This is a genomic window from Flavobacterium sp. NRK F7 (assembly GCF_024054195.1).
GTDB lineage: Bacteria > Bacteroidota > Bacteroidia > Flavobacteriales > Flavobacteriaceae > Flavobacterium.
In genome coordinates this window covers 3,253,694-3,278,411 of sequence record NZ_JAMXLB010000001.1, presented here as the reverse complement: position 1 = coordinate 3,278,411, position 24,718 = coordinate 3,253,694, and the positions used below count along the sequence as shown (strand labels likewise).

Here is a 24,718-nt window from a genome sequence, read left to right as displayed (position 1 = left end):
TTACGTATATAAAAACTAGTTTAGAAATAAGCTAGTTTTTTTAATATAAATAATATGAAAAAAACACTAATCCTAACGTTACTACTTATTCTTTCTACGCTTTCCTTTGGGCAAACCAATGAAAGTCAAAATGAAAAATTGGCTTTAGCGTATATGCAAGCCTATGGAAAATGGGATTTTGATACCATGAAAACCTTTTATGCTGATGCGGTTCATTTTGAAGATCCTACTGCCAAAGCAGCTTTTCAACAAGATTTTGTTTTTGATGGAAAAGAAAAGGTGTACCAATTTTTTAAAACGGTTTTTAAAGACAAATTTAAAAACGACAAGCCACCTTATGTTAATTTCGTTATCGAAAAAGTCTTTACATCAGGAAATCATACCATTATCAATTCCACTTTTGAATGTGTTTTGCCCAATGCTTGGTTTCAAGAAAAAACAAATGAAACCATTCTTGTAGCCATTCCTTTTGTAACCATTCTCACTATCGAAAAAGGAAAGATTACTAAACATATCGATTATGGGAATTATACCAAGTATTTCGAACAAATAAAAGCGCAGGTTGGTAATGAATAAACTACTTCTTTTTATTTTAGTCTTTTTTTCAGCTTTTGTTTTGGGACAGAATGAATCTGTTTTGAAAAATAAAATAGATTCAATTGCGTATAATGCGGATAAATCCAATTTAAAAGTGATAAAAGAGTTAACACTAAAAATGGATAGTATACAAGTAAAAGTAAAGCGATTTAAGAACAAAATTGAGACTGAAAATACATTCCTTAAAAGTAAATCTTTTGTTACAATCAATTTTTATTTTAAGGATGAGAAATTAATTTTAGTAAGAGCAGAAGAGAAAAGTCCATTGGTAGAAGATTTGTCAAATTTTACTGCTTTTTATTATGACGAAAAAGACGTTTTTTATAAAAACTATTATCAAAAGGTTAGGATTTGTCTCCCCATAGATTTTGATAAAAGTATTTATGAGGTATATGGTTATAATAAAAATTTAAACGAATCCTTTTTTACATTGTATTTCGAAGCTTTATATACTAAAATTAGTAAGAAATCTCTATAACAGAGTTTGTAATCAGCACTGCGTCAGTTCGAGTGATTTTTATAAAATGTAAAAAACAATTTTATAAAAATAGTATCGAGAGCTAGTTTTTCTATTGTTTTTCAACCAAATTTAGCGTTGTTAACTATGTAACCAATGCACTTAACTATGTATTCAATACAGTTAACTGTGTATCAATTGCAGTGTACTAGTTATCAATTACACAGAACTCTGAACTCAATACAGTGAACTATGTATCAATTACACAGAACACTGTATCAATTGCATAGAGCTAGTAATCGAGTTACGTTTAAACCAAATTAAGTTTTGCTTATTACGAATCAAGTTATGTTTAAACCGAATTAAGTTTTGCTTATTACAAATTAAGTTACGTTTAAACCAAATTAAGTTTTGCTTATTACGAATCGAGTTATGTTTAAACCGAATTAAGTTTTGCTTATTACAAATTAAGTTACGTTTAAACCGAATTAACTTCAGGTTCTTCATTAAACCTTATAATGGAAATAAAATACTTATGTAACTTTGGTTACCAATTGGGCCATTTTGCCATTGTACTTTTGTTTCAGAAATTAAGAACAAAATAGCAATGAAGAATATAAAATGGAACCTCTTTACAGGCGTACTCTTTTTTACGATTGGAGTTTTTAGTCAGGAAACCCTCTCGATTTCGAAAGAAGAAATACTACAAAAAGCTTCTGAGAAAAATTTGCAACTACAAGCTGCTAATGCCTCTTATCAAGCTGCAAAAGCTGATTATCGTCAATCGAATGCTTTGTTTTTGCCGAATGTAAACGTGTCTTATACAGGTATAGTTACCACCAATCCGCTAATGGCGTTTGGTTCCAAATTAAATCAGGAAATCTTAACTCAAGCTGATTTTAACCCTACTTTGTTGAATAATCCCGATCAAACTCAAAATTTTGCAACGGTAATTGAAGTCAAACAACCTTTAATTAATGTAGACGGATTGCTTGGAAGACAGGCTGCAAAAGCTAAAATGGATGCTTTTCAATTGCAAACCGAACGAACCAAAGAATATTTAGTCTTAGAAGTTTCTAAAGCCTACATGCAATTGCAATTGGCTTACAAAGCTGTTCTTGTTTTAGAAAAAGCAAACGAAACCGCAAAAGGAAATTTAAAACTAGTAGAAAATTACTTCAACAATGGCATGCTACAAAAAACCGATGTGTTGAATGTACAAGTTCGTGTAAACGAAATAGCAAACCAATTGCAATATGCCAAAAGTAATGTGCAAAATGCTTCCGATTATTTGGCTTTTCTTTTAAACGAAGATACCAATGGAAAAGTATATGTGCCAGCAGAATCGTTAGCCAATGAAGTAACCTTAGAAGCTATTGAGGTGGGTTTGAATACGAATAGAAAAGATATTCAAGCCATGGAAAAATCAACTGAAGCGTATAAAAAAATGTTTCAATCTTCTAAGTATGGTTTTTTACCACGTTTAAATGCCTTTGGAAATTATCAATTATACGATAGCCAATTCTTAGGAACTCAAGCTAAAGGCTACTTACTTGGAGCACAATTGTCTTGGGATGTATTTGATGGTTATAAAAACATTGGGAAAACCCAAAAAGCCAAAGCCGATTTTAATAAAGCTAAAATTGAAACCGAACACTATAAAAAACAAAGTCTTTTAGAAGTTACTAAAACCAATCGTCAATTAGTGGATGCTGAAAACAAAGTGCAATTAAGTCAATTAGCCTATGAACAATCTCAGGAAGTTTTTCGCATTCGTCAAAATCGCTTTGCGCAAGGTTTAGAAAAAACAACCGATTTACTAGCAGCTGAAACACAAATGGCTCAGAAAGAATTGGAAGTATTGCAAGCTGTTTTTGAATATAATTTTACGAAAGAGTATTTACAGTTTTTAATGAAATAAAGCCGTCAGTACGAGTGTTTTTTATGAAATGCAATGCAATAAAAAATGTATCGAGAACAAAAAATATAAAGTAAAGTTTCTCGATACGCTTCGCACTCGAAGTGACGTGAAGAGAGAACAGAAAATAAATAACCGTCGACAGATCACCTATAAAAATAAAATATGAAAAAAATAACTTTAATGATAATCGTAGCACTTGTTGCAATGTCTTGTGGAAGTGAAACTAAGAATACTGCTGCTACTTCCTCTCCCATAAAAGTCATGGTATATGGAAAAACTAGTAATGAAAAACAAGCTTATGTGGCAGCAAGTGGAAAAATTGAATCCGAAAATAGTGCCAATTTGAGTACTAGAATGATGGGATTTGTAACCAAAGTACCTGTGAAAGTGGGACAAAAAGTGAAAGCAGGACAATTGTTAGTTAGTATTAACAACACCGATTTACAAGCTAAAAAAGCACAAGTAGATGCTTCTATTATTCAAGCTACGGCAGCTTATAACAGTGCTAAGAAAGATTACGAACGTTTTACGAACTTATTTGCGCAACAAAGTGCTTCTCAAAAAGAATTAGAGGATATGACCGCTCGTTATGAAATGGCAAAAGCAGGTTTGGAAGCAGCCAAACAAATGCGTAATGAAATTCATGCCCAATTTGCTTATGCAAATATTACCGCACCTTTTAGTGGAATCATTACCAATTCTTTTGTGAAAGAAGGTGATATGGCTAATCCTGGTATGCCTTTAATTAGTATTGAAGGCGCTCAAAAATTGCAAGTTACTGCTATGGTTTCCGAAAATGATATTACGTCTATAACCAATGGCATGAAAGTAAAAGTGTTAGTAAAGTCATTAGGGACTACAGTAAATGGAACGGTTAGTGAAGTGAGTTTATCGGCTAAAAATACGGGCGGACAATATTTAGTAAAAATTGATTTAGAAAAAACAGATGCTAAAATTTTGTCAGGCATGTTTGTGAATGTACAATTTCCAATAGAAAAGCAAGAAAAGGCTAATGAAGCTACTACTGTTTTGGTTCCCGAAACGGCTTTGGTTAGAGAAGGACAATTGACAGGAGTGTATACTTTAGGAGAGAATAACATTGCCATCTTGCGATGGTTACGTATAGGTAAAAAATATGGAAATGAAGTTGAGGTATTGTCAGGATTGTCAACCAATGAACCTTATATCGTAGCAACAGAAGGGAAATTGTATAATGGAGCAAAAGTGAGTATCCAGTAATCAGTCACAGTTTTATCACTTCAAGCTGTCCTCTCGAGCGCAGTCAAGAGGCGAGAAATCTAACTTTTAAACTTAAAAAAATGCAAGAAGGTATATCAGGAAAAATAGCCCATTTTTTCATTAATTCGAAACTAACCATTTTATTAATGGTAGCTTTAATGATAATTGGCTCGTATAGTTCGTTCTTAATTCCGAGAGAAGAAGAACCACAAATCAATGTTCCCATGGCAGACATCCTGGTGGGTTATCCAGGTGCTAGTCCCAAAGAAGTGGAAAGTAGGGTAATTAAACCCTTGGAAAAAATCATTGGAAATATCAAAGGAGTAGAGCATATACATAGTATGGCAATGAATGGTCAGGCGATGCTAGTAGTGCAGTTTTATGTAGGAGAAAACAGTGAAGATTCCTATGTAAAGTTATATGACGAATTGATGAAACACCGCGAGATGTTTCCTCAAGGCGTGTATCAACCTATGGTTAAAACACGTTCGATAGACGATGTTCCGATGTTAGGGTTAACGCTTTGGAGCGAAAATTATAGTGATTTTCAATTGCGTCAAATTGCGGAAGAAGTTACATCAGAAATAGAAAAAGTAAAAGAGGTAGCTATTACGAAAGAAATTGGAGGTAGAACACGAGAATTAAAAGTTGTGTTGGATAAAGATAAAATGGCTGAAAACAAAGTGGATGCTTTGAGTATTATGCAAATGATTCAGGCCAATAATGGTAGCGCGCAATCTGGCAATTTTGTTCAAAACGATACCGAATATTTAGTGACTACAGGGCAATTTTTAACGACTTCTGAAGATGTTGAAAATTTAGTTATTGGGGTAAACCAAAACAAACCCGTGTATTTAAAACAAGTTGCTACCATTCAAGATGGACCCCAAACGCCTAAGAACTACGTTTCTTTTGGTTATGGGAAAACCAATGAAAAATACAACCAATTTAAATCGGAATATCCAGCGGTTACCATTTCTGTTGCCAAAGTAAAAGGAGCAGATGCCATGCAAATTGCAGATAAAATTTTGAGCAAAGTAGAAACGTTAAGAAAGAATTTAATTCCTAAAGATGTTCATGTAGAAGTATCACGTAATTATGGAGAGACAGCTTCTCATAAAGTAGGCGAATTATTATTGCATTTAGGTGTTGCTATTTTAGCCGTTACTATTTTAGTTATGCTGGCAATGGGTTGGCGAGGAGGTTTAGTTGTTTTCTTTTCGGTTCCCTTAACCTTTGCTCTTACGTTATTCAGTTATTATTTATTAGGATATACTTTAAATAGAATTACGCTTTTTGCATTGGTTTTTGTAGTAGGAATTGTAGTGGATGATAGTATTATTATTGCTGAAAACATGCACAGGCATTTTAAAATGAAACGTTTGCCCTTTAAACAAGCCGCCATTTATGCCATAAATGAAGTAGGTAATCCAACCATTTTAGCAACTTTTACCGTTATTGCTGCTATTTTACCGATGGCATTTGTATCTGGAATGATGGGACCTTATATGAGTCCGATGCCAATTGGCGCTTCAATAGCCATGTTATTATCTTTATTTGTTGCTTTAACGGTCACTCCTTATTTAGGATATCATTTGCTTCAGGAGAAAGACGAACAGGAACACAAAGACGAACAAGGTTTAGAAACCAGTCTGATTTTTAAAATCTATAAGAAATTGGAACAACCCTTATTAGATAGTTCAGTAAAAAGAAATCTGATGTTTGGAATTACTATTTTGCTGTTATTAGGTTCTGTAGTGATGTTCTTTACCAAATCGGTTGCCGTAAAAATGTTGCCTTTCGATAATAAAAATGAATTTCAAGTAGTTGTCGATATGCCTGAAGGAACAACTTTAGAAAGAACAGCTGTAGTTACTAAAGAAATTGCACAATATCTTACCACGATTCCTGAGGTAGTCAATTATCAAAATTATATTGGAGCGTCAGCACCTATTACATTTAATGGTTTAGTGCGTCATTACGATATGCGAGGTGGAAGTAATATGGCTGATATTCAAGTGAATTTATTGCACAAAGAGGATCGGGATTTACAAAGTCATGATATTGCGAAACTAGTACGTCCACAAATACATAAAATTGCTAAAAAGTATGGTGCCAATGTAAAAATTGTTGAAGTACCACCAGGACCTCCAGTTTTATCTACTTTGGTAGCTGAGGTGTATGGTCCAAATTATGAAGAGCAAATTAAAGTAGCAAATCAAGTGAAAACTATTTTAGAAACAACTTCGGATGTAGTGGATATCGATTGGATGGTTGAAGCTCCTCAAGTAGAATATAAATTGGAAATTGATAGAGAAAAAGCCATGCTAAATGGGATTGCTCCCCAACAAGTAGTAGGGAATTTAACCTATTTATTAAGAGAAATGCCAGTATCTAATTTATATGATGAACGTTCTAATGATCCCGTAGGTATTGTTATGTCTTTGGCAGATGCTGATAAAACCTCACTACAAGATATTGAAAATTTAAAAATAAAAGGCAATCAAGGCGATGTAGTACCTGTAAGCGATTTGGTAAAAGTAAAAACCGATACTTTACAAAACACCATTTATCGCAAAGATCAAAGAAGAGTGGTGTATGTTTTGGCAGATATGGCTGGCGTATTAGAAAGTCCAGTTTATGCAATCTTAGGAATGAATGAAAGATTGCAACAAATGCAACTGCCTAAAGGATATATAGTGGATGAGTTGTATATGGATCAACCTTCAGATGAAAGTGATTTTACAGTAAAATGGGATGGAGAATGGCAAATTACCTTGGAAGTTTTTCGCGATTTAGGAGCTGCTTTTTTAGTGGTAATTATTATCATTTATATGCTTATTGTAGGTTGGTTCCAGAATTTTAAAACCCCTATGGTGATGATGGTCGCTATTCCATTATCGTTAGTAGGTATTGTTTTAGGTCATTGGTTATTAGGAGCTTTCTTTACCGCTACTTCTTTTATCGGAATGATTGCATTAGCAGGAGTAATGGTACGAAATTCGGTCTTATTGATTGATTTTATAGAAATACGTTTAAATGATGGTATTCCAATAAAGCAAGCTATTATTGAAGCAGGAGCCGTGCGTACAACGCCTATTTTATTAACGACTGGTGCAGTAGTAATTGGTGCTTCAATTATTTTGTTTGATCCTATTTTTCAAGGATTAGCTATTTCTTTAGTTGCAGGAGCTATTGTTTCTACTTTACTAACACTGCTTGTAGTACCGTTGATTTATTATATCACCGAGCGAAAAAAATGGGAAAACAATAATTAAAAAGTAGGCCAATGAAATTAGTAGTTATTACAGTTATTGCGGAGTTTGACAAAACCGTTAAAAAAATGCTGAAAGAAGCAAAAGTAGTGTCTTATTCCTATCGTGATGTAAAAGGGTATCGCGATAGTACAGAAGAGGCAATTGAAACCAATTGGTTTGGCTCTGAAATGAACGAAACAGAATCTATAGTATTCTTTGCATTTGTTGAAAAACAAAATATAGATACTTTATTTGATTTGGTAGCAAAGTTTAATTCAAAACAAGAAACAGTCTCACATATTCACACAGCAGTTTTAACTGTAGAAAAACACAATTAATATGATAAATAGATTAATAAGAGCCATTGCAGGAACATTTATAATAGTTAGTGTTCTTTTAGCAATGTATGTCAACCAAAATTGGTTATGGTTTACCCTTTTTGTAGGCGCAAATTTGTTACAATCCTCGATTACAAAATGGTGTTTAATGGAAGATATACTTAAGAAAGGATTTAAAATTAAAGAGTAGACATTTAAAAATTAAAAATGCCGTTGTACAAAAACGGCATTTTTTTATAGTTTATAGGAAATAATTAAAAGATTTATTTTTTTGCAACATATACTGCTGTTCCTGTAATGGTAACGGTTACATAATTACTAGCAGTTAGTTCCATATCCACATTTATTCCTACTACGGCATTAGCATTTAAATTTTCAGCATTCTTTTTTAATTGTGAAAAAGCTTTTTGTTTCACTTCAGCCATACTATCACTAATACCTTCATAATATTTTTGCATGTTAAATGTCATTTTCATTTTTTGCATATTCACTGCAATTCCAGATACAATACCTAAATATTCAATTATTTTATAATCTTCTATAGAAGGAGTGGTTGTTACAATCATAATTTCTGATTTAAAAGTTTATTGGATTAGTCGTCTAAATCACTTAATTGTTTCATTTCTATGATAACAATTTTAAGAAGATAAATGAGAGCAGCTTGTTTTTAAAAAAAATATCGAATATATGCGTTAGGTGTCAGCGCTAAAGAATAGGTATTTACTTTTTCAATACTATTTGTGTTTTGATTGATTCTATAATACTGATTCAGATTATTTTTAGTATTGAAAACATTTTGTACTGAGGCTCCCATTTGTAATTTGTTTAAATTATCGAAAGTATAGGTGTACCCTGCGGAAATATTGGTTTGAAAATAATCAGAAAGACGAGCTGAGTTGGGAGCGTTATAAACAATGTCATTATCTACAATTATATCCGTTAATGGAAGTGTAGTAGGTCTACCACTAAACCATCGACTACCAAATGCAATTTTAAAAGGATCGGCATTATAAACGAGACCTAGTTCTAAATTGTGTTGAATATCAAAATTATTTGGAAATTTTTGAGGCTCAAAGTTTTCAAAAATATAATTGTTTCTTGAAATGGTATAGCTTAACCAAGTTGTAAAATTTTGAATTTGTTTTTGTACCAATATTTCAGAACCGATAATAGTATACTTACCCGCTATTCTTTCAAATTCTAACTGATTTTGGAATCCCTGACTTCTTGAAGTAATTCCGTCCACTTTTTTATAAAAATTATCCATGGAAATTAACCAATTGTTTTTTTTAAAGGTAAAACCCCAAGAAACTTGATTGCTGGTTATAATAGGAATATCATCATTATTAACAAGAACCCATCTTCTATTTTCTACTCCAAGAAAATCTTGTTGTAAATCGATTACTTGTGTACTTGTCTGGTGTTTTTTTTCCGCTAATACTTGAGAAGATAAGGTTTCTGAAACCTGATAATTGAATCGAATCCTAGGCTCTACAATTGACTTTTGAAAAGTAGATATATAAGTATATCTCAAACCCAAAGTAGCGTTCCATTTTTGATTTTTTGAAATATAATCCCCTTCAGCTATTAATGCGTGATGCTGTAAAACATTTTTTATGTTTCTGGAAAAGGTTGGAATGGTAACTGCGTCTTTATTACGAATGCCAATTTCGTTAAATTGGTACCCTTCTCTAAGGGTGAAGGCATCTTTAATTTCATGTTGGTTTTCAATACGTATGCCAGTATCTAGAACGGTATTTTCTTGTTGAAATACTTGGTTACCGTTAATCGATTCATTTTTAGAATTGATTTGATAATTAGAAGCATACACTGTCATTTTAGTAGTGTGTTTTGCATTCCAGTTCCTTTTAAACCAAGCACTTCCTCCAAAAGATTGCTGTTCTAAGCTACTGTTTTTTTGAACAGTAGTGGTGTTCTCAACTTTGCTTTGTTGTAAGTCTAATTGATTGGAAATTGTGATCAAATTAATTTGAAAACTATTTTTACTCGATAATTTATGGTCATATTGAAGAGTTGCATCATAAAAATAGAAATTTTCATCTGTTGTGAAAGGTATATTTTCATTGGAAGTAGATGAAACTACAGTGTTTTGGAAAATACGTTTGTAATAATTTTTATAGGTTGGAGTTCTTACTAAATCAGTATAAGAGCGTCTACCGCTAATAGTTAAACTAGATTGTGGAGAAATTTTGAAGTCGGAATTGAAATCAAAATTTAATAAATTCAAGCCAAAGGAGTTGTTGTTTTTTGGTGAAGTATTTTCTGTGTGAATACTTACGGTACTTGAGACACTTTCTCCAAACAAAGCAGAGGTTCCATTTTTTGTGATTTTAATTTTATTAGGTAAGTTGGGATTTAATACTGAAATTAAACCATAAAAATGTCCTGTTTGAAACAACCGTATATCATTCCATAAAAATAAATTTTGGTCGTGTGAACCACCTCTTACATTTATATTAGAAACCGTTTCTTCTGGACTATTTATACCAGGAATTTGTTGCATTGTTTGGAAAACATCGGGTTCTGTTAAACCAGGAAGGATTGAAAACTTTTTGGGCTGAATTTCAAAAGAACCATCTATTTTTTTACTAATTCCTTTGGTTAAATATACTTGAGCAATTACTTCTTTTAATTGACTTGAATTGGGTTCTAAATAATAGGTATTACAGTCATTGACTTGTTCTTTTTTTAACTGTAAGATTAATTTTTTATAACCTAAATGATTGATTTCTAATGGATTTGAAGAAGAGTAGGTAATTTCGAAATAACCTTTGTCGTCAGAAATGGTAAAATTATTAGTTTGAGTGTAATGTATAGAAGCATTTTCAATGGATTCATTGGTTTCATAATCAATAAGATAGCCGCAAATTTTAATTTCTTTATTGGGTACAATAGAAATATAATGTTCCGTAACAAAATAAAATTTTAAATTGGTTTGGTTGGCCAAGTAATTTAATTTTTCTGTAAGAGTTAACGCTGTATTGGGAGGAATTGTTTTAAAAGCGATAATATCTTCTTCTAAATAATTGAAAGTAATGTTGTGTTGTGTTGAAATACTTTCTAAAATTTTCTTTAATTCAATAGTATTGCCATTATCCTGAGCAAAAGAATTCAGAATAATGGCAATAAAAAATAAGTATGAAAGATATGCCCTATATTTCATTCATTTTTATCAATTCATATTGTAAATCTGAAATTTTTATAGGCTGTAATTGATACGTTGTGGCAATAATTTCAAGCGCAACAGAAATATTGTTTGTAGGTATTTTCCCTGTAAACAATTGGTTGGCTGATTTCGGATCGTAACCAATTGAAATATTATATTGTCGCTCAATTTCTTCGATAATATTTTTAAGTTGTTCTTGTTCAAATAATAATTCATTTTCTAACCAACTTGGTGCTGTTTCATTAGTTTTCTTTTGAATAATTAAGTCATTATTTTCAAAAGAAACTTTTTCACCTTGTGTTAAAATAATAGTGGTTTCATTATGGTTTACTTGAACTCTTCCTTCAAAACAAACTACATCAAAGCGCTTGTTTCTGGCTTTTACATTAAATTGGGTTCCTAAAACAGTTACTTTACCTAATGTTGTATTTACTTCAAAAGTCTTTCCTTTTGCAACTTTAAAATAGGCTTCACCTGTAAGATGTAAGATTCTATTGTTGTCCCAATTTTTATTTTTGTATTTTAATTCTGAATCTGAATTTAAAGTAATTTCTGATTGATCGGGTAATAAAAAGGCAGATTTTGTACCTTTTTTAGCAAACTCAACCACATTTGTGTTTTCTTGGTATACCATAAAAACACCTAATGAAATTAGAATTAATGCAACAACTCTGAAGAACCAATTTTGAGCCATTTGAATAACTTTTCCCGTTTCATTCTTTCTAAGTTTAATTTTGTGTAATAAACTATCTTCATCAAAATCCTTAGTTTTTAATGTAGCAGCATGCTCTCTAATATTATTATAAATAGAGTAGTCAGAATCTTCCTTCAATTTGTCTAGTTCTTCTTTAGGCAAATCGTTGTTCATCCATTCCGCTAGTATATATTTTTCTTCCATACGGATTCTCTTTATTATGAAACAAGTAAATGTTGTTTTACCCTACTTAAAATTCTTAATCTCTTTTTTTATTTCAATTAAAGCCAAATGTATTCTTTTTTCAACGGCCTTAATACTAATATTCAACTCTTCTGCAATTTCAGCATATTTTTTGCCATCTATTCGATGCATTAAAAAAGCTATTCGTTGCGTTTCATTAATATTGTTTATAGCTTTTATTAACTTATGTTTAAATTCCTCTTGTTCTAAAATATGTTCTGGACTTTCATTATGAACGTCTAATTTAATATTTTTTTTTGAATATTCTAAAACTACTTTTTGATGCGATATTATATTTAAGGAAGCATTGTTTGCAACAGTGTAAAGATAGGACTTGGCTTTTTCTAAAGGAACATCTTTACAGTTTTGCCAAAGCTTTACAAAAGCCTCTTGTGTAATATCTTCTGCTAACTCTTCATTACCAAATTTATAAATTAAATAATTGCGTAATGACTGTGCATGTAATCTGAAAAAAGCAGTAAAATTTATTTCCTCACAGATATTTTTTTTTTCTTTCATTAAAAAATTTAAAAAAACAGGTAGGGTAAAATTTAGTATAACTGTTTTACATAAGAACAAATGTATGAAAATTAAGTTTACAAACTAACATTTTTAAATTACAGACATGCAAATAGACAAAAAAACATTCGAAGAAAAGAAGACAAATTATGTAATCATACAAACGATGATATGGAGTTTGATTTTGCTGCTTATCTTTAATTTGTTTACCTTGTAATATAATATATAAAAAAACGAATTGTAGATAGATATGAAAAAAATAAACTTTTTATTCCTACTATTTCTTTTAATGATTACTTTTTCTTGTCAAAATGAAGAAAACGAAATCATTAAAGACGATAAAAACAGCCTTACTGCAGAAGCGCCACTATATAGACTAGTGGAAAGAGTAGCACAAAACCCTACTTCAAGAGACAATATTCTTGATAATTCTAGTTGTTTTGCTGTAGTATTGCCAGTTGAGGTGATTGTGAATGGACAACAAATACAAGTGAATAATACTGACGATTATCAACTAGTACAAGATGCAATTGATGCATTTACCACAGATGATGATATTGTTAATTTTATTTTTCCAATAACAATACAATTTCAAAATTTTGACACACAAATAATTGATGATATAGATGCTTTAGAACAGGTATTGGAAGATTGTGATGAAGATGAAGATTTCAATGAAATTGATTGTATTTCGATAAATTATCCGATTACTATCAATACGTATGATAGCAACAATCAAATTGCATCAACGGTAACTATTGAAAGCGATGATGCCTTGTTTGATTTTTTTAATAATCTAGAGGATACCATGTATGTAGGTATTAATTATCCTATTTCGATAACAAATTCTAATGGTCAAAATATTGTGATTACCTCTAATGAAATGTTAGAAGAAGCTATTGAAGAAGCGATAATGGAATGTAATGTTTCAGGTTTAACATTAGAATCAGTTATAACAGATGGGACTTGGTATATCTCTTATTTTTTCAAAAATAATGTCAATCAAACCACAGATTTTGAAGGGTATAATTTAACCTTTTTTATTAACGGAGATATGAATGTGGCTGGTAACGGTAATGATTTAGATGGAGGTTGGGAAATTAATTCTAATGCTAGTGAAAGAAAATTAGAAATAGAATTAGATGGTGATTTGTTGCTTGATTTAGAAGAAAAATGGAAAGTTATCGAATATACTACTACTTATGTAAAACTAAGGTTAGTGGGTCAAGGTAACGGAGGAAATAATTATATGTATTTATCGAAGAATTAAAATTTGGTTTTTTATTAGTTGCCCCAAGTCCCGAAAACCAGTCGTTATGACTGGTTTTTTTATTATTTTGCTTTTGTGGTTGGAATATTTTGTAAGTTATAAAAACAAGTTTCTTTTCTCACTTTGAAACTTTTACACTTTATACTATCTTTGCGACTTATTAAAATCAAATACTATTATGTTTAATAATTTAACGGATAAATTAGATAAAGCGTTTCATATATTAAAAGGACACGGAAAAATTACCGATGTTAATGTAGCAGATACTTTAAAAGAAGTACGAAGAGCGCTTTTAGATGCCGATGTTAACTTTAAAATTGCAAAAGATTTTACAACTAAGGTTAAAGATAAAGCGATTGGAGAAAATGTGTTAACAACACTTCAGCCGGGTCAATTATTAGTTAAAATAGTAAAAGACGAATTAACAGAATTAATGGGTGGCGAAGCTGCAGGAGTTAATTTGTCTGGAAACCCATCAGTTATTTTAATGTCGGGTTTACAAGGTTCTGGTAAAACTACTTTCTCTGGTAAATTAGCTAATTTTTTAAAGACAAAAAAGGCAAAGAAACCATTATTAGTAGCGTGTGATATTTATCGCCCTGCTGCAATTAATCAGTTGCATGTAGTAGGAGACCAAATAGGAGTAGAGGTTTATTCTGAACCAGAGAATAAAAATCCTGTTGAAATTGCGCAAAATGCCATTAAACATGCAAAAGCAAATGGCTTTAATGTAGTGATTGTCGATACGGCTGGACGTTTAGCTGTAGATGAAGAAATGATGACTGAAATTGCAAATGTTCATAAAGCAATACAGCCTCAGGAGACACTTTTTGTAGTGGATGCTATGACTGGGCAAGATGCCGTAAATACAGCAAAAGCATTTAATGATAGATTGAATTTTGATGGTGTTATTTTAACAAAATTAGACGGTGATACGCGTGGTGGTGCAGCTATTTCAATTAAATCGGTTGTAGATAAACCTATAAAATTTATTGGTACAGGAGAGAAAATGGATGCGATTGATATTTTCTATCCTTCTCGTATGGCCGATCGAATTTTAGGAATGGGAGATGTGGTTTCCTTAGTAGAAAGAGCACAAGAGCAATACGATGAAGAGGAAGCAAGAAAATTGCAAAAGAAAATTGCTAAAAATGAATTTGGTTTCGATGATTTTTTATCTCAAATTCAGCAAATTAAAAAAATGGGAAGCATGAAAGATCTTGTGGGTATGATTCCTGGTGCAGGTAAAGCCTTAAAAGATGTTGAAATTGAAGATGATGCTTTCAAACATATTGAAGCGATTATTCAATCAATGACACCAGCTGAAAGAAGTAAGCCATCTCTAATAGATGTTAAGCGTAAAACTAGAATCGCAAAAGGTTCAGGAAGAAAAATTGAAGAAGTAAATCAATTGATGAAGCAATTTGATCAAATGAGTAAGATGATGAAGATGATGCAAGGAGGTGGAGGAAAAAATCTAATGAAGATGATGGGAGGCATGAAAGGTATGAGATAATATAAAGGCGCGAATGTTCGCGTCTTCTTTTTTTATATAAATAACTACTAACAACAACAAAATGAATTTATTAGACGGTAAGAAGGTTTCTGATGATATTAAAAATGAAATAGCAGCAGAAGTTTTAAAGATGAAGCAAAATGGGGAAAAAGTCCCTCATTTGGCGGCTATAATTGTAGGTAATGATGGAGCGAGTTTGACTTATGTAGGAAGTAAAGTGAAATCTTGTGAAAGAGTAGGTTTTGAATCAACCTTAATTAAAATGCCAAGTACTACTTCTGAAACAGAACTGCTAAAAAAAATTAAAGAATTAAATGAAGATGATACTATTGATGGTTTCATTGTACAATTACCGTTACCAAAACAAATTGATACTCAAAAAATTATTTTAGCTATAGATCCTAGTAAAGATGTGGATGGTTTTCATCCTGAAAATTTTGGTAAAATGGCTTTAGATATGACTACTTTTATACCAGCAACTCCTTTTGGAATTTTAGAATTATTGGAAAGATATAACGTAGAAACCAAAGGAAAACATACCGTTGTAATAGGTAGAAGTCATATTGTAGGAAGACCTATGAGTATTCTTATGGGACGTAAAGGGTTTCCAGGGAATTCAACTGTAACATTAACGCATAGCCATACTAAGAATATTAATCAAATTACAAGTCAAGCTGATATTATTATTACTGCTTTAGGGGTTCCGAATTATCTTAAAGCTGAAATGATAAAAGATGATGCAGTTATTATCGACGTTGGTATTACACGTGTTCCAGATGAAACAACTGAAAAAGGGTATAAGATTACTGGAGATGTAGATTTTGAAAATGTTTCTAAAAAAGCCTCTTATATTACACCTGTTCCTGGAGGTGTAGGGCCTATGACTATAGCGATGCTTTTGAAAAATACCTTGTTAGCAAGGGAGCAAAAACGAAGTAAGTAAAAAATGGAATATATAAAAAATAAAAAAGTTGCTCGAGCAACTTTTTTATTTTTTATTTAATGATTTTCGTTTTTTGAATATTATTTTTAAAATAAATAACAGCAAATACGATTCCTGAGATAGCTAACCAAATTAATTTGGAATTAATTGGAGCAGCAGGAGGATCATCATCGGCAGGAGGGTCTAACTGTGCAAAACCTACAAAGCTAAACAAGCACATTAATAAGGTTAAGAAAAACGTAGTAATTTTCACTTTCATTTTGTAATAGGTTAATATATTAGCAGTACCATTGAATATCATTCAATATCTTGCAATAATATTAAAAAATTATGTAATACGAAAATCTGACGTAAAAAATAACTCAACCGTTGGATATTTTTGTTTGGTCATTTGGATAGAAAACTCACTATCTGCTAAAAATACTAATTGACCATATTTGTCATGTCCGAGAAATTTTTGTTTTACTCTCCTAAATTCTTTGAATTCTTCGTTCTTTGGGTCTTTGGGTTTAACCCAACAAGCTTTGTGTGCAGGGAAATTTTCATAGATACATTTAGCGCCATATTCGTGTTCTAAACGATATTGAATTACTTCATATTGAAGTGCTCCAACTGTTCCAATAACTTTTCTACCATTCATTTCTAATGTAAACAATTGGGCAACTCCTTCATCCATCAATTGATCAATTCCTTTTTCTAATTGTTTGGCTTTTAATGGATCGGCATTGTTAATGTATCTAAAATGTTCAGGAGAAAAACTAGGAATTCCTTTGAAGTTCATTTTTTCACCTTCGGTAAGGGTGTCTCCAATTTTAAAATTTCCAGTATCATGTAATCCTACAATATCTCCTGCATAGGAAATATCAACAATTTCTTTCTTTTCAGCAAAAAAAGCATTCGGACTCGAAAATTTTATGTTTTTACCATGTCTTACATGTAAATAGGGTTTGTTCTTTTCAAAAGTACCCGAAACAATTTTAACAAAGGCTAATCGGTCTCTGTGTTTTGGATCCATATTCGCATGAATTTTAAACACAAAACCGCTAAATTTTTCTTCATCTGGTTCTACTAATCGAGTATCAGATTCTTTTGCTCTTGGAGTAGGTGCAATTTCAATAAAACAATCTAATAATTCACGCACTCCAAAATTATTCAATGCTGAACCAAAGAAGACGGGTTGTAATTCTCCATCTAAATATTCAGATTCGTTAAAATCTGGATATACTTCACTAATAAGTTCTAATTCTTCACGAAGTTTCTGTGCTGGTTTTTCACCAATAATTTTTTCTAGTTCTTTACTCTCAATATCAGAGAAAGCTATTGTTTCTTCAATGTTTTTTCTGCTATCTCCTTCAAATAAATTAATGTTTTTTTCCCAAATATTATAGATTCCTTGAAAGTCATAACCCATTCCAATTGGATAACTTAAAGGCGTAACTCGTAATTTTAATTTTTGTTCAACTTCATCCATTAAATCGAAAGCATCTTTACCTTCACGGTCTAATTTATTGATGAATACAATCATGGGGATGTTTCTCATTCGACAAACTTCTACCAATTTTTCTGTTTGTTCTTCCACACCTTTTGCAACGTCAATTACTACAATCACGCTATCTACAGCAGTTAAAGTTCTGAAAGTATCTTCTGCAAAATCTTTATGACCAGGCGTATCTAGAATATTGATTTTTTTTTCTTTATAATTGAAAGCAAGAACAGAAGTTGCAACGGAAATACCTCTTTGACGTTCAATTTCCATAAAGTCAGAAGTGGCTCCTTTTTTTATTTTATTGCTTTTTACCGCACCTGCTTCTTGAATTGCTCCACCAAAAAGTAATAGTTTTTCAGTTAAAGTTGTCTTTCCTGCATCGGGATGGGATATAATTCCAAAGGTTCTTCTTTTCTTTATTTCGTCTTTAAAACTCATTCTTTAAAAAATTTTTGCAAATATATAATCTTTTGTATTAACCTTTTGCAATTTTGCTTTTATATCTTAAATAGCAATAATTGGTTCGTTAATGGCATTAATTTATGGAATTAATGTACTTTTTTCTTCTTTTTGTAGTTATATAGTAAGGAATAGTTGAATCTAAATTATAATTATTAAATCCTGCAAATTCATTGATATAAGTATAAAATAAGATGTAGTAAGTTGTTTATGAATGCATTAAAAACAGGGTCTTTTTTTTGTTTATAATTTTTTGTTAATAGCTATGCATATTGTTGGTTTATACGTTTGAATTATTATTTTTGTGGGTTAGAAATAAAAAATCATAAAAATCATATGAGAAACATTGCATTTATTTTAATTTGCTTTTATTCTTCTTTCTTTTTGTATGCTCAAGAAAAAGAGGTATTATTTACAATAGATGACCAGCCTTTTTACACCGATGAGTTTGTTCGAGTATATAACAAAAACTTAGACTTAGTAAAAGATGATTCTCAAAAAGATTTGGACAAGTATTTAGACCTTTTTTTAGGATATAAATTAAAGGTGCAAAAAGCAAACAAATTAGGGTTGCAAAATGATAGTAAATATATAAATGAATTAAATTCTTACAGAACGCAGTTAGCAAAAAACTATTTGAATGATTCTAAAGTGACAAATGGTCTTATTGAAGAAGCGTATCAAAGAATTAAAAATGAGGTGAGAGCTTCTCATATTTTAGTTTTAGTAGATGAAAGTGCAACACCACAAGATACTTTAAAAGCCTATAATGCTATTATGAATTTAAAAGCTAGAGCAGAAGGTTCAGAAGGTTTTGATGCAATTGCTGCTAAATATTCTGAAGATCCGTCAGCAAAAGAGAATAAAGGAGATTTAGGCTATTTTACAGCTTTTAAAATGGTGTATCCTTTTGAAAATGCTGCTTTTTCAATACCAGTAGGATCTATTTCTAAACCTTTCCGCACTCGATTTGGTTACCATATTATAAAAGTTACTGATAAAAGGGAAAATAGAGGTGAGATAACTGTTGCTCATATCATGATTTTAAAACCTAATAATAAAACAACTGCAGAGGAACAAAAAGCGAAGCAAACGATTACAGATATTTATCAAAAAATTCAACAAGGAGAAAATTTTGAGACTTTAGCAAAACAATTTTCAGAAGATAAATCTAGTGCTGTAAATGGTGGTGTCTTACAACGTTTTGGTTCAGGTCAATTAACTTCTCAAGAATTTGAAGATGTTGCTTTTTCTTTAAAAGATAAAAATCAAATTTCAACTCCTTTTGAATCTAAATTTGGATGGCATATAATAAAATTAATTGAAAAACATCCGGTACAATCTCTTGATGAGATGCGTTATGATTTGGAAAATAAAATACGTAGAGATGAACGTTCTTTAATTATAACCAATTCATTGGCTAAAAAAGCAAGAGCAAAATACCCTATAAAGGTGGATGATAAAATGGTTTCTAAAATTAAATCTTGGATTACAGATGACTTTTATACACAATCTTGGAGCATTCCTGAAAAAGCTAATGAGGTTGATGAAACCCTTGTTACTATTAATAATGATTCGAAAATTGCTACGAAAGAGTTTTTAAACTATTTAGTTTCTCAACAAAAAGGGGCTGTAAAAGTTAAACCAACTTCAAAATTAGTGGATCAACTTTTAGAAAATTGGCTAGATGATAAATTAATTGCTTATTATGATGCTAATTTAGAAAATGAATTTCCAGAGTTTAAATATGTAATGGACGAGTACAGAGACGGATTGTTACTGTTTGATTTAATGGAAAAGGAAATATGGATTAAAGCCAAAACGGATACCGTTGGTCTAGAAGGTTTTTATCAAAATCACAAAAAGGATTATATGTGGAAAAAAAGAGTGGATGTGGATTTATTATCATCTACTGATGCCAAAATAATCAAAAAAGCACAAAGTTACCTTAAAAGTGGCAAATCAATAGAATACATTAAAGAGAAATTGAATAAAGAAGGCCAAGTCAATATCATGGTTAAATCTGGAGTTTTTGAAGAGGATTTTGATGTTTTACCAGAGTTTAAAATTGAAAAGAAAGGTGTAACTCCAATAGTTTCTAAAGGAGAGTATTATTTTACAGCTTTAGTTAAAGAAGTTAAATCAGCAGAGCCTAAAGCGTTGTCAGAATGTAAAGGAAAGTTAATTAACGATTACCAACAGTATCTTGAAAGCAACTGGGTAAGTGAGTTGAAAATGGAATTCAATGTAAAAGTTGATGAAACGGTCTTTGCAAAAATTAAAAATCAACTTAAAAAGTAATGAAGTTTTTTCGAGTAATCATAGTTGTTCTTTTAACTACTACTTCTTGTGAATACTTTCGAAAGCCAAAAGAACCAATGGCTGTCGCAAGAGTAGGTGATGATTATTTGTATAAAAAAGATATTCAAAATTTAGTTCCCAAAGGGACTTCTAAGCAAGATAGTGTCGCTATTGTTAAAAGTTATTTGGATCGATGGGCAACACAAAAACTGCTGTTTAATGGAGCAGAAATAAATCTTTCTAAAGAAAAGATAAATGAATACGAAGCCTTAATAAATCAATATAAAATTGATTTGTATACGAAAGGATATGTGGAGCAATTGGTTTTTAAAAAAATTGACACAGTCGTTACAGATGTCGAAATAAAAGAATATTATGAAAAAAACAAGCAGTTTTTTAAAAACCCTACTGAATTAGTTAAGTTGCGTTATATTAATTTAGTTAAAGAAAATCCAAAGTTTGATAATATTAGAGCAAAGTTTACTTCCTTTGCCAAAAAAGATATTAAATACTTGGAGGATTTATCGATACAATTTAAAAGTTATGCTTTTAATGATTCCATTTGGGTGGATGTTAATCAAGTTTTTCAAAAATTGCCATTTATAAATTTAGAGAATAAAGGAAAATATTTAGAAGACGGAATTAATTACCAGTATCCAGATTCTACAACCGTTTGGTTAGTAAAAGTTAATAAAGTTTTACCGAAAGATAGCCCTACACCTTTACAATTTTTAAAACCTACAATAAAACAAGTAATTATAAATAATAGAAAATTAGAATTAATAAAGACAATAGAAAAGGATATTACAAATGATGCGATTAAAAATAAAAAATATGAAGTTTATAACTAAAAATACACCATTAGCACTTTTTTTAATGGCAATGACTAGTGTTTTTGCACAAGCACCAAAAGAAAAAGTCGATGGAGTTGTGGGTGTGGTAGGAGATTTTGTAATTTTAGATTCTGATATCGATTTAGAATACATACAATTAAAAGCTAGAGGAGTAGATACCAATCAAATTACACGTTGTGAATTGTTTGGAAAACAATTGGAAGATAAATTATATGCGCATCAAGCGATTCAAGATAGTATTATTGTAACTGATGCAGAAGTAAATAGTTTTATGGATCAACAAATCGATGCTATGGTAGAACAGGTTGGTTCATTAGATAAAGTTATTGCTTTTTATCGCAAGAAAAACGTAGATGATTTTAGATCTTATTTTTTTGATATTATCAAAAATAATAAGCTAACCGAACAAATGCAGAAAAAAATTATTGATGATGTAGAAATTACTCCTGAAGAAGTGCGAAACTTCTTCAAAGAAATACCTCAAGATGAAATTCCAACCTTTGGAGCTGAAGTAGAAGTAGCTCAAATTGTTGTAAAGCCAATTGTTTCGGAAGAAGAGAAACAAAAAGTTGTCGAAAAATTAAGACAAATTCGTCAAGAGGTGATTGATGGTTCTAGTTTTTTTAGTAAAGCCGTTCTGTTTTCTGAAGATCCAGGATCAAGTTCAAATGGGGGTTTTTATAAAATGAACCGTAAAACTCCTTTTGTTAAAGAGTTTAAAGATGTGGCTTTCTCTTTAGATGAAGGAGAAATTTCGGAACCTTTTGAAACTGAATTTGGATATCATATAATTATGGTTGAAAAAATTAAAGGACAAGAAGTAGAATTGAGACATATTTTAATTGCGCCAAAATATACTAATGAAGCTTTAAAAGAAGCGAAAGAAAAAATTGAATTGATTCGTTCAAAAATTATGAACAATGAAATTTCTTTTTCAGATGCGGCAAAATCATCTTCTGATGAAAAAGAAACTAGAAACAATGGAGGTGTTCTTTTGAATCCAAGAACATTAGAACCTCGTTTCGAATTAACCAAAATGGACCCAGCTTTATACAGCCAAATTTCATCATTAAAAGATGGAGAAATTTCACAACCTATTTTGTCAGATAACCAACAAGGAGCAGGTAAGTTCTATAAAATCATTACAGTAAATAATAGAACAGAAGAACATAAAGCTGATTTCGCTCAAGATTATCTTAAAATTAAAGAATTGGCTTTACGTGACAAACAAATTAAAACCATTGGAAAATGGACAGAAGAAAAAATTGCTGAGACCTATATAAAAATTAGCCAAGATTACAAGCAATGTGAGTTTACAAATAACTGGTTAAAGAAATAAAAGTATCCTATATTTTAATAAAAGCGAATAGTAAAGGTAAATCATTGGTGTTTCCTGCTATTCGCTTTTATCGTATTTAAGCTAAACTGTAAAAGTCTTTTATATTTATAAGTATTTTTTCTTACATTAGTAACCCATAAGATAACATTTAAATTCGTATTCCATATATGTCAGATGTAGCAACCATTCAACAACTGGTAGAAAAACAAAAAGCGTTAAAACAAGAAATTGCAAAAGTTATAGTTGGACAAGATGAAGTCATAAACCAAATTGTATTAAGCATTTTTGCTGGAGGTCATGCTTTGTTAATTGGTGTGCCAGGTCTTGCTAAAACTTTAATGGTTAATACGATTTCAAAAGCATTAGGATTAGATTTTAAACGCATTCAGTTTACACCCGATTTAATGCCTTCGGATATATTAGGAAGTGAAATTTTAGATGAAAACCGTCAGTTTAAATTTATAAAAGGACCTGTTTTTTCAAATATTATTTTGGCAGATGAAATTAATCGTACACCACCTAAAACACAAGCTGCTCTATTAGAAGCTATGCAGGAAAGAGCGGTTACTGTTGCAGGACATAATTATAAATTAGATTTGCCTTATTTTGTCTTAGCAACTCAAAACCCTATTGAACAAGAAGGAACGTATCCTTTGCCAGAAGCTCAGTTAGACCGTTTCATGTTTGCAATTAAATTGGAATATCCTACTTTCGAAGAAGAAGTAAACGTGGTTAAAGCAACTACAACTGATTTTAAACCTGAAGTAAATCCACTATTTACAGCAAAAGAGATTATTGATTTTCAAAATGTAATACGTAAGATACCCGTTCCTGATAATGTAATTGAATATGCAGTTACTTTGGTAAGCAAAACGAGACCTGATAATCCATTAACTAATGATTTTGTAAAAACCTATATTGATTGGGGTGCCGGGCCAAGAGCTTCACAAAATTTAATTCTAGCAGCTAAGACCCAAGCCGCTTTAAAAGGCAAATTCTCTCCCGATATAGAAGATGTTCAAGCTGTTGCAACTGGTATTTTGCGTCATCGTATTGTTAAAAATTATAAAGCAGATGCAGAAGGAATTTCAGACGAGGAAATAATTAAAAAGCTGTTTTAATTGATTTGTATAAAAAAATAGAAAATTGTTTAAAGTTTCTGAACTTCACCTACTATTTACCTGTTACTAATTTTATATTACTCTTGAAATGTAATTGATTCCATGATTACGTGTAAATTTTTAAAAAATATAATCCTTTTGGGGTTACTTGTTCTATTGGCTTGTAAAGAAAATTCAAGGCATTATGTAACTAACGAAAAGTACTCTAATGGTAATGAGAATTACGAAGAAATAGATACTGTTTTAGAAAAGAACGATCCTAAAAGATTGGATTTGTCTAAACAACAACTGTTCATAGATACTACGAGAACTTCGCAGTTTTATCAAAGTTATTTAGATTGGAATCCGAATCTTCAACAAGAGGACTTTTCTGATGTTCTAAATCTGATTACTAAAAAGTACCCTTTGCAAAAGCAAAAGATTTCTAATTTTCCAAGAAAATGGATAACGATTGAAAAATTAAATGGTGAATTTTTAATTTATCGACCTTGTAATGGAAATACAGAAAGCTTTGTAATTACAGACGAAGCCCTGTATTTCTTCCATCAGTTAGAACCTGAAGTAGCATTGCTACATCAGGTAATCACTTCAAATGACACTACATTTAATGCGACTTTACATACTTTGTCGGAAAACAACACAGTTATTTCCTTTGATTTTTCAATTCAACCTAGTGCTACTAAAGATGTATATCAATTGAAATATAGTCATGATACTATTGTTGAAGAAAGATATGTTATTCCAATGGATAAAGTAACTCATTTTAATTTGGTAGTGAATCACTGTCCGGAAGATATGGTTCGAGAGTATGATAACTTTGATTACTAATTGTAATACCATTGCATTGTAAAAGCAAACTACTAGTAACTTTCTTGCTTCGTTTTTAACAATATATTATAAAAAATTAAAATGGGAAAGCCTGTATTTTTAGTAAATTAGAGATTTACAAGATGTAACATATAATTTCTAATTTTTTT

General features: G+C 31.0%; 21 protein-coding genes. 15 read left to right on the top strand and 6 right to left on the bottom strand.

The genetic code is table 11. The features are described from left to right. Positions 1-54 precede the first annotated feature (54 nt). The 7 genes from NHF47_RS14910 to NHF47_RS14880 all read left to right on the top strand — a co-directional run bounded on the left by NHF47_RS14910 (position 55) and on the right by NHF47_RS14880 (position 7,999). Positions 55-576 carry a nuclear transport factor 2 family protein gene (locus NHF47_RS14910; protein ID WP_252765682.1) on the top strand — a complete coding sequence of 174 codons (522 nt, stop codon included), beginning with the start codon at positions 55-57 and terminating at the stop codon, positions 574-576. Beyond that, positions 569-1,075: a hypothetical protein gene (locus NHF47_RS14905; RefSeq protein ID WP_252765681.1), complete on the top strand. Its 507-nt coding sequence runs from the start codon at positions 569-571 to the stop codon at positions 1,073-1,075. The genes NHF47_RS14910 and NHF47_RS14905 overlap by 8 nt, the downstream gene beginning before the upstream one ends. Positions 1,076-1,661: 586 nt before the next feature. Then, positions 1,662-2,975: a TolC family protein gene (locus NHF47_RS14900; RefSeq protein WP_252765680.1), complete on the top strand. Its 1,314-nt coding sequence runs from the start codon at positions 1,662-1,664 to the stop codon at positions 2,973-2,975. Positions 2,976-3,137: 162 nt separating this feature from the next. Continuing rightward, positions 3,138-4,214 carry an efflux RND transporter periplasmic adaptor subunit gene (locus NHF47_RS14895; protein ID WP_252765679.1) on the top strand — a complete coding sequence of 359 codons (1,077 nt, stop codon included), beginning with the start codon at positions 3,138-3,140 and terminating at the stop codon, positions 4,212-4,214. Positions 4,215-4,294: 80 nt separating this feature from the next. Then, positions 4,295-7,492, top strand: a complete 3,198-nt coding sequence (locus NHF47_RS14890; protein WP_252765678.1) for an efflux RND transporter permease subunit — start codon at positions 4,295-4,297, stop codon at positions 7,490-7,492. Between the two features lie 11 nt (positions 7,493-7,503). Beyond that, positions 7,504-7,809: a hypothetical protein gene (locus NHF47_RS14885; protein ID WP_252765677.1), complete on the top strand. Its 306-nt coding sequence runs from the start codon at positions 7,504-7,506 to the stop codon at positions 7,807-7,809. A 1-nt stretch (position 7,810) separates the two neighbouring features. After that, positions 7,811-7,999 (top strand): DUF2892 domain-containing protein, encoded by a 189-nt coding sequence (locus NHF47_RS14880; protein WP_252765676.1) that lies wholly within the window; start codon positions 7,811-7,813, stop codon positions 7,997-7,999. A gap of 73 nt (positions 8,000-8,072) precedes the next feature. On the opposite strand, the gene NHF47_RS14875 is transcribed toward NHF47_RS14880, so the two are convergent. From NHF47_RS14875 to NHF47_RS14860, 4 genes are all read right to left on the bottom strand, one after another. Further along, positions 8,073-8,375 carry a YbjQ family protein gene (locus tag NHF47_RS14875; protein WP_252765675.1) on the bottom strand — a complete coding sequence of 101 codons (303 nt, stop codon included), beginning with the start codon at positions 8,373-8,375 and terminating at the stop codon, positions 8,073-8,075. Positions 8,376-8,476: 101 nt separating this feature from the next. After that, complete coding sequence (locus NHF47_RS14870; protein ID WP_252765674.1) at positions 8,477-10,993, bottom strand: carboxypeptidase-like regulatory domain-containing protein; 2,517 nt, start codon at positions 10,991-10,993, stop codon at positions 8,477-8,479. Beyond that, a complete protein-coding gene (locus NHF47_RS14865) occupies positions 10,983-11,894 on the bottom strand; it encodes a FecR family protein (RefSeq protein WP_252765673.1) in 912 nt (303 codons plus the stop codon). The genes NHF47_RS14870 and NHF47_RS14865 overlap by 11 nt, the downstream gene beginning before the upstream one ends. A 42-nt stretch (positions 11,895-11,936) precedes the next feature. Beyond that, on the bottom strand, positions 11,937-12,452 hold the full coding sequence (locus NHF47_RS14860; RefSeq protein ID WP_252765672.1) for an RNA polymerase sigma factor: 516 nt from the start codon (positions 12,450-12,452) through the stop codon (positions 11,937-11,939). Between the two features lie 250 nt (positions 12,453-12,702). On the opposite strand from NHF47_RS14860, the gene NHF47_RS14855 reads away from it, so the two are divergent. From NHF47_RS14855 to NHF47_RS14845, 3 genes are all read left to right on the top strand, one after another. Further along, entirely contained in the window at positions 12,703-13,722 is a 1,020-nt protein-coding gene (locus NHF47_RS14855; RefSeq protein WP_252765671.1) for a hypothetical protein, read from the top strand. 178 nt (positions 13,723-13,900) lie between these two features. Beyond that, positions 13,901-15,238, top strand: coding sequence for a signal recognition particle protein (gene ffh / locus NHF47_RS14850; RefSeq protein ID WP_252765670.1), 1,338 nt, complete (start codon positions 13,901-13,903; stop codon positions 15,236-15,238). A gap of 61 nt (positions 15,239-15,299) precedes the next feature. Beyond that, positions 15,300-16,181, top strand: coding sequence for a bifunctional 5,10-methylenetetrahydrofolate dehydrogenase/5,10-methenyltetrahydrofolate cyclohydrolase (locus tag NHF47_RS14845; RefSeq protein ID WP_252765669.1), 882 nt, complete (start codon positions 15,300-15,302; stop codon positions 16,179-16,181). 52 nt (positions 16,182-16,233) lie between these two features. Here NHF47_RS14845 and NHF47_RS14840 read toward each other — a convergent pair whose 3' ends face one another. Then, complete coding sequence (locus NHF47_RS14840) at positions 16,234-16,440, bottom strand: hypothetical protein (RefSeq protein ID WP_252765668.1); 207 nt, start codon at positions 16,438-16,440, stop codon at positions 16,234-16,236. A gap of 69 nt (positions 16,441-16,509) precedes the next feature. After that, entirely contained in the window at positions 16,510-18,105 is a 1,596-nt protein-coding gene (locus NHF47_RS14835) for a peptide chain release factor 3 (protein WP_252765667.1), read from the bottom strand. A 357-nt stretch (positions 18,106-18,462) separates the two neighbouring features. Here NHF47_RS14835 and NHF47_RS14830 point away from each other — a divergent pair, with 357 nt between their 5' ends. The 5 genes from NHF47_RS14830 (at position 18,463) to NHF47_RS14810 (ending at position 24,569) form a co-directional block, all read left to right on the top strand. After that, on the top strand, positions 18,463-20,427 hold the full coding sequence (locus tag NHF47_RS14830) for a peptidylprolyl isomerase (protein WP_252765666.1): 1,965 nt from the start codon (positions 18,463-18,465) through the stop codon (positions 20,425-20,427). After that, positions 20,427-21,278: a hypothetical protein gene (locus tag NHF47_RS14825; RefSeq protein WP_252765665.1), complete on the top strand. Its 852-nt coding sequence runs from the start codon at positions 20,427-20,429 to the stop codon at positions 21,276-21,278. The genes NHF47_RS14830 and NHF47_RS14825 overlap by 1 nt, the downstream gene beginning before the upstream one ends. Further along, positions 21,262-22,620 (top strand): peptidylprolyl isomerase, encoded by a 1,359-nt coding sequence (locus NHF47_RS14820; protein ID WP_252765664.1) that lies wholly within the window; start codon positions 21,262-21,264, stop codon positions 22,618-22,620. Before NHF47_RS14825 ends, NHF47_RS14820 begins: the two co-directional genes overlap by 17 nt. 167 nt (positions 22,621-22,787) lie before the next feature. Further along, positions 22,788-23,741, top strand: a complete 954-nt coding sequence (locus tag NHF47_RS14815) for a MoxR family ATPase (protein WP_252765663.1) — start codon at positions 22,788-22,790, stop codon at positions 23,739-23,741. A 138-nt stretch (positions 23,742-23,879) separates the two neighbouring features. Then, a complete protein-coding gene (locus tag NHF47_RS14810) occupies positions 23,880-24,569 on the top strand; it encodes a hypothetical protein (RefSeq protein ID WP_252765662.1) in 690 nt (229 codons plus the stop codon). Positions 24,570-24,718: the final 149 nt, after the last annotated feature.